The organism is Plantactinospora sp. GCM10030261 (assembly GCF_042666615.1).
Taxonomy (GTDB): Bacteria; Actinomycetota; Actinomycetes; order Mycobacteriales; family Micromonosporaceae; genus KBS50.
This window is the reverse complement of the sequence record NZ_JBHTDD010000048.1, coordinates 20,370-28,435: the sequence shown is the minus strand read 5'-3', so window position 1 is coordinate 28,435 and position 8,066 is coordinate 20,370. Positions and strand designations below refer to the sequence as shown.

Sequence of the window (8,066 nt, the reverse complement as noted above, 5' to 3'; positions counted from 1 at the left end):
CTGCCACCGCCACAGCCTGACCGCCACCACGCCGCCCGGCCGACAGGCCATACGGCGTGTCACCCAACACCATGAACGTTGGTGGTCACGGCACTAGTCACGCTCACCATCTGCGCACTGATCGCCACCCCCGCCGGGGTCGCCGACGCGGCCGGCGGCACGGACACCGCGTCACCCACCGCCACCGGGTACGGCGGTGCCGTGGCCACTGTGGACGCCGAGGCCACCCGCGTCGGGCTGGAGGTGCTGCGCCGCGGCGGCAACGCGGTGGACGCCGCGGTGGCCAGCGCCGCCGTCCTCGGTGTCACCGAGCCGTTCTCGGCCGGCGTCGGCGGCGGCGGGTTCTTCGTCCACTACGACGCGAGAACCGGCCGGGTCTCCACCCTGGACGGCCGGGAAACCGCGCCGGCGACCGCCGACGAACGGCTGTTCGTCAACCCGGCCACGGGCCAGCCGTACGCCTTCGACGAGGCCCGGATCAGTGGCCTCTCCGCGGGCACCCCGGGCACTCTCGCCACCTGGCGGGAGGCGCTGCGCCGGTGGGGCAGCCGGTCGCTCGCCGACACGCTGCGACCGGCGATCGGCGTGGCCCGGGACGGCTTCGTGGTGGACCCGACGTTCCGCGGCCAGGTGGCCGACAACGCCGCCGCGTTCGCCCAGTTCACCTCCACCCGCGAGCTGTACCTGCCGGGTGGGCAGCCGCCGGCCGTCGGCACCGTGTTCCGCAATCCGGACCTCGCCGACACCTACGCCACCATCGCGCGGCACGGCACCGACGCCTTCTACACCGGGCCGATCGCCCGGGACATCGTCCGGACCGTGCAGCGCCCGCCGGTCGCCACCAACCCGGGGACGCCGTGGGCGTACCCGATCCGGCCCGGCGCGCTCAGCCTGCGCGACCTGGCGTCCTACCGGGTGCGGACGCCGGCGCCGACCCACTCGCGCTACCGCGACCTGGACGTGTACGGCATGCCGGCGCCGTCCAGCGGCGGCGTCGCCGTCGGCGAGGCGTTGAACATCCTGGAACGCTCCGACCTGGGCGACCTGGACCGTGCCCAGGCCCTGCACCGTTACCTGGAGGCCAGCGCGCTGGCGTTCGCCGACCGCAACCGGTACGTCGGAGACGGCACGCCGCGCCGGGTGCAGCGCGAACTGCTCTCCGACGGGTTCGCCGCCGAGCGCGCCTGCCGGATCGACCCGACCCGCGCCGCCGACAAGCCGGTGCCGCCGGGCGTTCCGGACGGCCGGTACGGCGGCTGTGTCGCCGGCACCGGCGGGGCGTTCGAGTCGTACGAGAACCACACCACTAACCTGACCGTCGCCGACCGGTGGGGCAACGTGGTGGAGTACACCCTGACCATCGAGGCGACCGGCGGCAACGCGATGGTGGTGCCGGGTCGGGGGTTCCTGCTCAACAACGAGCTGACCGATTTCAACTTCGTGCCCAGTCAGGGCGAGGCGCCGGACCCGAACCTGCCCGGCCCGGGCAAGCGGCCGCGCAGCTCGATGTCGCCGACGATCGTGCTCCAGGACGGGCGGCCGTTCCTCGCCGTGGGAACGCCCGGCGGCTCGACCATCATCACCACCGTGCTGCAGATCCTGATCGGCCGGATCGACCTCGGCCTGTCGCTGTCGGACGCGATCGCGGCACCCCGGGCGACACAGCGCAACACGGCCACGGTGACCGCCGAACCGGCGTTCATCTCCTCGCCCGAGGGACAGGCCCTGGCGGCTCTGGGCCACCGGTACACGCCGACTGCCGAGATCGGTGCGGCCACCGGGATCGAGTTCCTCGGTCGGGGCCGGTGGCTGGCCGCCGCCGAGCCGGCCCGCCGGGGCGGCGGCGCGGCCGCGGTGGTGCTCCCCCGCTGACGATCGCGTGGCAGGGCCCCCGGCTCGCCGGGGGCCCTGCCACGCTGCTCAGGAGGCGGCGTGGTCGCGGGCCACCCGGAGCAACTCCACCAGGCCGGTGGCGTACTCCTGCGATTCGGCGTGCGCCTCGTCGAACGGCGGTTGGAAGCCGACGCCCTCCCATTCACCGGTGGCGGCGTTCCACCGGTCGTTGCCGACCTCGAAGTCCCAGGCGAAGATGCCCAGCTCGTAGTAGAGCTGATCGGCGGAGTTGCCGGCCGCCGAATACAGCACGTCGGCCACCGGACCGGTCTGCGACGGCCAGGTCACCGTCCCCCGGTCGCTGGCGATGGCCCCGACGATCCGCCGCGCGCTGGCCAGGAACATGGCCGATTCGTCGATGGACGGACGGGGCAGGGTGATCCGGCCCTCCGCCCGGTAGGCGCCCGGCGGCCACATGAAGTAGCCGCCGTACGAGTGCACGTTCATCGCGAACCTGATGTTGGAGTGTGCCCGGGCCAGGTCGATCACGTTGCGGCTCTCGGCCTCGGACAGCTCGGCGGGCCCGGCGAAGTTTCCGGACAGGCAGTTGGCGCTGGCCCCCACGTACCCGTCGAACAACGACCCGACCGTGTAGTTGCGGTTGATGTCGACGCCCCACGAGTTGCGGTACCGCGGGTCCCGCTGCGTGCCGGTGCAGTGGTTGACCAGGTTCTTGCGCTGGAAGGTGTAGTCGTGGAAGGAGTAGTTCGCGCCGTCCGGGTTCACCGTCGGGATCACGAACACGTCCACCTGCTCCAGCAGCTCCCGGGTTTCCGCGTCGGTGGCGTAGTTGGCCAGCAGCCGCTCGGCGAACTCCAGCGTGACAAGCGGTGTCGCCCACTCCCGCGCGTGTTCCTGGGAGTAGGCGAGCACCCCGATCCGGGAGCCGTCCCGGTGCGCACCGATGCGCAACGCCTGCACCGTCCAGGGCCGGGTCGGCACCTCGGCTCCGGCCAGCCCGTCGTCCAACCGGACCGGTCCGGCGATGGGCATGGGCAACCCCGCCGATCCGTCCTCCACGACGGCCTGGACCCGCTGCGGGAAGCGGGCCGAGATCAGCGCGGCGACCTCGTCGGTGGTGCTGACCACCTTGCCGGCGCCGTCGGTGGCGAGCGAGACGGTCAACACCCGGTCCCGGTAGCTGGCCGTCAGCCGGCGGTCCGGTCGTCCCGGGTCCACCGTGCGCACCTGTACCCCGTTCATGCCCTGGTCGCCGAACCGGACCGACTCCACCACCACGGCCGCCGCGGCCGGGTCGCCCAGGTAGGCGACGGCGGTACGCCGGTAGCCCTGGGTCGGGTTCGGCAGGTCGATCACATCGACGAGGTTGCCGTACTGCCGGGCCAGCCGGCGGATCCGGGCCTGCACGTCCACCGGGGTGAGGTAGGCGTCGATGAAGTCCTGCTGGTATCCGGACGGCTGCGGCGGTGGGGTGGCGCCCGGCCAGACGGCCGGGCTGATCGGCCGGCTCTGCCCGCCGAGGCTGGAGGTGGCGGTCACCGAGACCGGCCGGCCGGGTACCGGCTGCGGCAGCGCGACGTGGTACTGGTACTCGCCGGCGTCCTCGAACCGGTAGAGCGGGTACGACCCGGTGGCCCCGTCCGCCGTCCGCCAGCTGACCGTGATCTCGACGTCCGGGTCCGCGGCGGCGGTGGTCGCGACCTGCGTCTGCAGGAAGGTCTGCCCGCCGGTGGTCCACCAGTACGCCTGGAGGAACTGCAGGGTGTCGACGGCGAGGGTACGGTCGCCGCCGGTGGTCGACCGCAGCCCGGCCCGGGTGCGGTCCTGGGCGGCGCGAACGCTGTCGGCGTACCGCCGGGTGCCGTCGCCGGCCCGCTGCACCACCTGGACGGCGGTGGCTCCCCGGGCGGTGAGGTCGGTTAACTGCCGGCCGGTGAGCACCAGGTCGACCAGGATCCGGCCGTCCCGGACCCGGGGTCGGTTGGCCAGGTCGGCGCCCTCGGCGAGCAGCTGGTCGAGCTGCGTCTGGTCGCGAAGCTGGACCCGGACCAGGGCGGTTTCAGTGTCGGCAAGGGTGACCTGCGCGGGAGTGGGCGCGGCGGCGGCCGGGGCTGCCGGGGTGAGAGACGCGGCGAGCAGGACAACTGTGGCGGCGGTGGCCGTCCACGATCGTCTGGTCGACATGGGACCTCCTGACGGGCGTCGATGCCAGTACGTCCACACCAGTCGTTCGATCGATGGCTGTCAAGGTCTAGGGCGGACGTGACCGGGACCGCAGGCCGACCGGGACCGCGGGCCGACCGGGACGGGCGGCCCGGCCGGGTCGGGACTGTCGGCCCTGCCCGGTTCCCGGCCGCCGTACTGGGATGGAGGGAGACGACAAGGAGGGGACGACATGAAGGCCCTCGTCTACGGCGGCCCGGGACAACGGTCCTGGTCCGACGCACCCGATCCGCGCATCGTCGACCCGACCGACGCGATAATCCGCGTCGACACGGTCACCATCTGCGGCACCGACCTGCACATCCTCGGCGGCGATGTACCCGCCGTCCAACCGGGCCGGATCCTCGGTCACGAGGCGGTGGGCACGGTCGAGGCGGTGGGCGCCGCCGTGAGCACCGTCGGACCAGGCGACCGGGTGCTGGCCTCCTGCATCTCGGCCTGCGGCCGCTGCCGGTACTGCCGGGAGGGCAGCTACGGCCAGTGCCTGGGCGGCGGTGGCTGGATCCTCGGCCACCTGGTCGACGGCGTCCAGGCGGAGTACGCCCGGGTCCCGTTCGCGGACCTGTCCACCTACCGGCTGCCGGCCACGGTCACCGACGAGGCGGCGGTGCTGCTCGCCGACATCCTGCCCACGTCGTATGAGGTGGGCGTGCTCAACGGCCGGGTCCGGCCGGGTGACACGGTGGTGGTGGTCGGCGCCGGGCCGATCGGTCTCGCGGCGATTCTGACCGCGCGGCTCTACTCCCCCGCTCGCGTGATCGCCGTGGACAAGGCGGTCAGCCGGCTGGAGGCGGCCAAGCGGATCGGCGCCGACATCACGATCACACCGGACGACGACCCGGTCGGCGTGGTGAACGAGGTCACCGACGGCCTGGGCGCGGACGTGGTGATGGAGGCGGTCGGCACGCCGGGCACCTTCGAACTCTGCGCCACCCTGGTCCGCCGCGGTGGACACCTGGCCAACATCGGGGTGCACGGCAAGCCGGCGACGCTGCACCTCGAGGACCTGTGGATCCGCAACGTCACCATCACCACCGGCCTGGTGGACACCCATTCCACGCCGACGTTGCTGCGGATGCTCGGGGCCGGCCAGTTCGACCTGACGCCCCTGGTCACACACCGCTTCCCGCTGGCGGAGATGGAGCGGGCGTACGAGGTGTTCGCCGATCCCGCCCGGACCGGCGCGCTGAAGGTCGTGCTGTCCCGGTCGTGACCTCCGGGTGGCCCGGGCCGTTCGGCCCGGGCCGCTCGCCGCAGGAAGGCCCGGACCACCCGGCCCGTAAGCCTCTGACCAGGACGATCCGGTCCTCGTACGGTGAAGTCGGAAAGCGAGGAGGCGGTCATGAGAACCTGGCGGGTACGGGACGTGATGAGCACCGAGGTGGCGACGGTACGGCCGGACACGCCGTACCGCGAGATCGTGGACCTGCTGGCCAGCCGGCGCGTCGCGGCGGTGCCGGTGGTGGACGCGGATCGACGGGTGGTGGGCGTCGTCTCCGAGGGCGACCTGCTGCACAAGGTGGAGCTGATCGGCGAACCCCACGAGTGGCGGATCTTCGAGGGCACCCGGCGGCGGGCGGCCCGCGTCAAGGCCGACGGCATGGTCGCCGCCGACCTGATGGCCACGCCACCGGTCACCATTCTCGGCAACGCCAGCGTGGTCTCCGCCGCGCGCCGGATGAGCCACGAACGGGTGAAGCGACTCCCGGTGATCGACGACCTGGGTCGGCTGGTCGGGATCGTCACCCGGGGTGATCTGTTGCGGGTGCACCTGCGGCCGGACGACGACATCCGCCGCGACGTGGTGGACGAGGTGCTGCGCCGGGTGTTGGCGGTCGAGGACGGCACCGTCCAGGTCAGCGTGAGCGACGGCGTGGTGCGGCTGGTCGGCGGGCTCGACAGGTGGAGCGCCGCCCAGCTCGCCGGTCGGCTGGCGGCGCAGGTCAGCGGCGTGGTCCGGGTGGACAACGAGCTGACCTGGGAATTCGACGACAGCCCGCTGGCCACCATCACGGCGGGCCGGACCACCCTGATGGGCATCGCGTAGCCGCCGGCCGCTCCGACGGTAAGGTCCCCTTCCCGGTAGCCGGCGGGAAGGGGACCTTCCTACTTGATGGAGCCGCGCATCACGCCCGAGATGACCCACCGCTGGGCGATCACGTAGACGAGCACCATCGGGGCCAACGCCATCAGGTACGAGGCGAAGGCGACCGTGTAGTTGGTGGAGAACTGTCCCTGGAACACGTACTGCACCAGGGGCAGCGTCTGCGCGTCCGGACTGGAGAGGATGACCAACGGCAGCAGGAAGTCGTTCCACGCCCACAGGCAGGTGAGGATGCCGACCGTGGCGTTGATCGGGCCGAGCAGCGGGAAGATCACCCGCCAGAAGGTGGTCCAGATGCCGGCGCCCTCGGTGAACGCGGCCTCCTCCAGTTCCCGGGGCACCGAGTTGAGGTAGCCGACGTAGATGAAGACGTTGAGCGCCAGGCCGTACACCACGTACAGGAAGATCAGCCCGACCTGGTTGTCCATGGCCAACAGCGCGGTCTGCTTCGCCACCGGCAGCATGATGATGGGGAACGGGACGAACAGCGCCGACACGAAGTAGTAGAACAGGCCCCGGAACAGCCGGCGGTGCATGTTGCGGGAGATGGCGTACGCGACCATCGAGTTGGTGAGCAGGGTGAGCACCACCGCGCCGACGGTGATCAGTGCGCTGTTCAGGGCGGCGTTCGGGAAGTTGGTGAGCCGCCAGGCGTCGGCGAAGTTGGCCAGCCGCGGGTCGGCCGGCGGGGCGAACCCGGCCCCGCCCAACTCGTCCGGTGTCTTCAACGCGGTGACGATGGCGAAGTAGAGCGGGATCAGGACGGTCAGCGACAGCACCACCATCAGCGCGGTGAGCCACCAGTTGATCCGCCGGCCGGGTGCCCGGCCGGCCCGGCGGGATCGGCCCGCCGGCGGCCGGTCGGCCTGGTCCGGGGACGTCGCGGCACTGACCGCGGTGGTCGGGGGCGCGACGGAATCGGCGGACATCAGGCGGACACCTCCCGGCGCTGCAGGATGCGCAGTTGGAAGAAGGAGAAGGCGACGATGACGATGAAGAACAGCACCGCGTTGGCGGTCTGGTAGGCGAACTCGCCGCCCTGGAACCCGCCGCGGAAGATGACAAGCGAGATCGACTCGGTGGCGGTACCCGGACCGCCGTTGGTCATCGGGATGATGTGGTCGAAGACGTTCAGGAAATTCTTCAGCGACAGCACCATGTTGATGGTGAAGAACGACGCGATCATCGGGAAGGTGATCGACCGGAAGCGCCGCCAGGCGCCGGCTCCGTCGATCGAGGCCGCCTCGTACAGGTCCGCGGGGATGGTCTGCAGGCCGGCCAGGTAGAGGATGACCGCGAAGGCGGTGGCCTGCCACACCGCGAACACCACGATCGCCACCCAGGCCAGGTCCTCGTTGGCCAGCAGGCTGCTGGCCAACGTGGTGCTGCCGAGCTTCTCCCCGAGGTACGGCAGGGTGTTGCTGAACAGATAGTTGAAGATGTAGCCGACCACCAGGATCGCCAGCACGTTCGGCAGGAAGAAGACGCCGCGCAGCGTGTTGCGGAACGCGATCCGGGCGTTGAGCCCCATCGCGATGGCCAACGCGATGACGTTCACCGCCACGGTGCTGACGACGGCGAACTGGAAGGTGAACAGGTAGGACTGGATGACCCGGTCGTCGCGGAAGACGTTCACGTAGTTGCTCAGGCCGACGAACTTCCAGTCGCCGTACCCGGCGTAGTTGGTGAAGCTGTAAAACACCCCGCGCAGCACGGGGATGGTGTGGAATACGAAGAACAGCACGAACGCGGGCACGGCCATCCAGTAGAAGGCGGCCGGCACCCGGCGCCGGCGTCGTCGGTCGGCGCCGGCCCGTGTGGTCCGCGGCCCGCCGTCGGTCGCCCGGCCGGTGGTCTCGGTTGCCATGACGTCTCCTTCCCGCCG

General features: G+C 71.4%; 6 protein-coding genes. 3 read left to right on the top strand and 3 right to left on the bottom strand.

From position 1 onward, the window contains the following. Window positions 1-81 precede the first annotated feature (81 nt). Window positions 82-1,872, top strand: coding sequence for a gamma-glutamyltransferase (gene ggt / locus ACFQUZ_RS31530; protein ID WP_377448804.1), 1,791 nt, complete (start codon window positions 82-84; stop codon window positions 1,870-1,872). A 48-nt stretch (window positions 1,873-1,920) separates the two neighbouring features. Here ggt and ACFQUZ_RS31525 read toward each other — a convergent pair whose 3' ends face one another. Next, window positions 1,921-4,038 (bottom strand): M14 family zinc carboxypeptidase, encoded by a 2,118-nt coding sequence (locus ACFQUZ_RS31525; RefSeq protein WP_377448802.1) that lies wholly within the window; start codon window positions 4,036-4,038, stop codon window positions 1,921-1,923. A gap of 211 nt (window positions 4,039-4,249) precedes the next feature. Here ACFQUZ_RS31525 and ACFQUZ_RS31520 point away from each other — a divergent pair, with 211 nt between their 5' ends. Together ACFQUZ_RS31520 and ACFQUZ_RS31515 are read left to right on the top strand one after the other, a co-directional pair. Beyond that, a complete protein-coding gene (locus ACFQUZ_RS31520) occupies window positions 4,250-5,290 on the top strand; it encodes a zinc-dependent alcohol dehydrogenase family protein (protein WP_377448800.1) in 1,041 nt (346 codons plus the stop codon). A 129-nt stretch (window positions 5,291-5,419) separates the two neighbouring features. Then, complete coding sequence (locus ACFQUZ_RS31515; protein ID WP_377448798.1) at window positions 5,420-6,124, top strand: CBS domain-containing protein; 705 nt, start codon at window positions 5,420-5,422, stop codon at window positions 6,122-6,124. A gap of 59 nt (window positions 6,125-6,183) precedes the next feature. On the opposite strand, the gene ACFQUZ_RS31510 is transcribed toward ACFQUZ_RS31515, so the two are convergent. After that, a complete protein-coding gene (locus tag ACFQUZ_RS31510) occupies window positions 6,184-7,110 on the bottom strand; it encodes a carbohydrate ABC transporter permease (RefSeq protein ID WP_377448797.1) in 927 nt (308 codons plus the stop codon). Beyond that, window positions 7,110-8,048: a carbohydrate ABC transporter permease gene (locus tag ACFQUZ_RS31505; protein ID WP_377448795.1), complete on the bottom strand. Its 939-nt coding sequence runs from the start codon at window positions 8,046-8,048 to the stop codon at window positions 7,110-7,112. The genes ACFQUZ_RS31510 and ACFQUZ_RS31505 overlap by 1 nt, the downstream gene beginning before the upstream one ends. Window positions 8,049-8,066 lie beyond the last annotated feature (18 nt).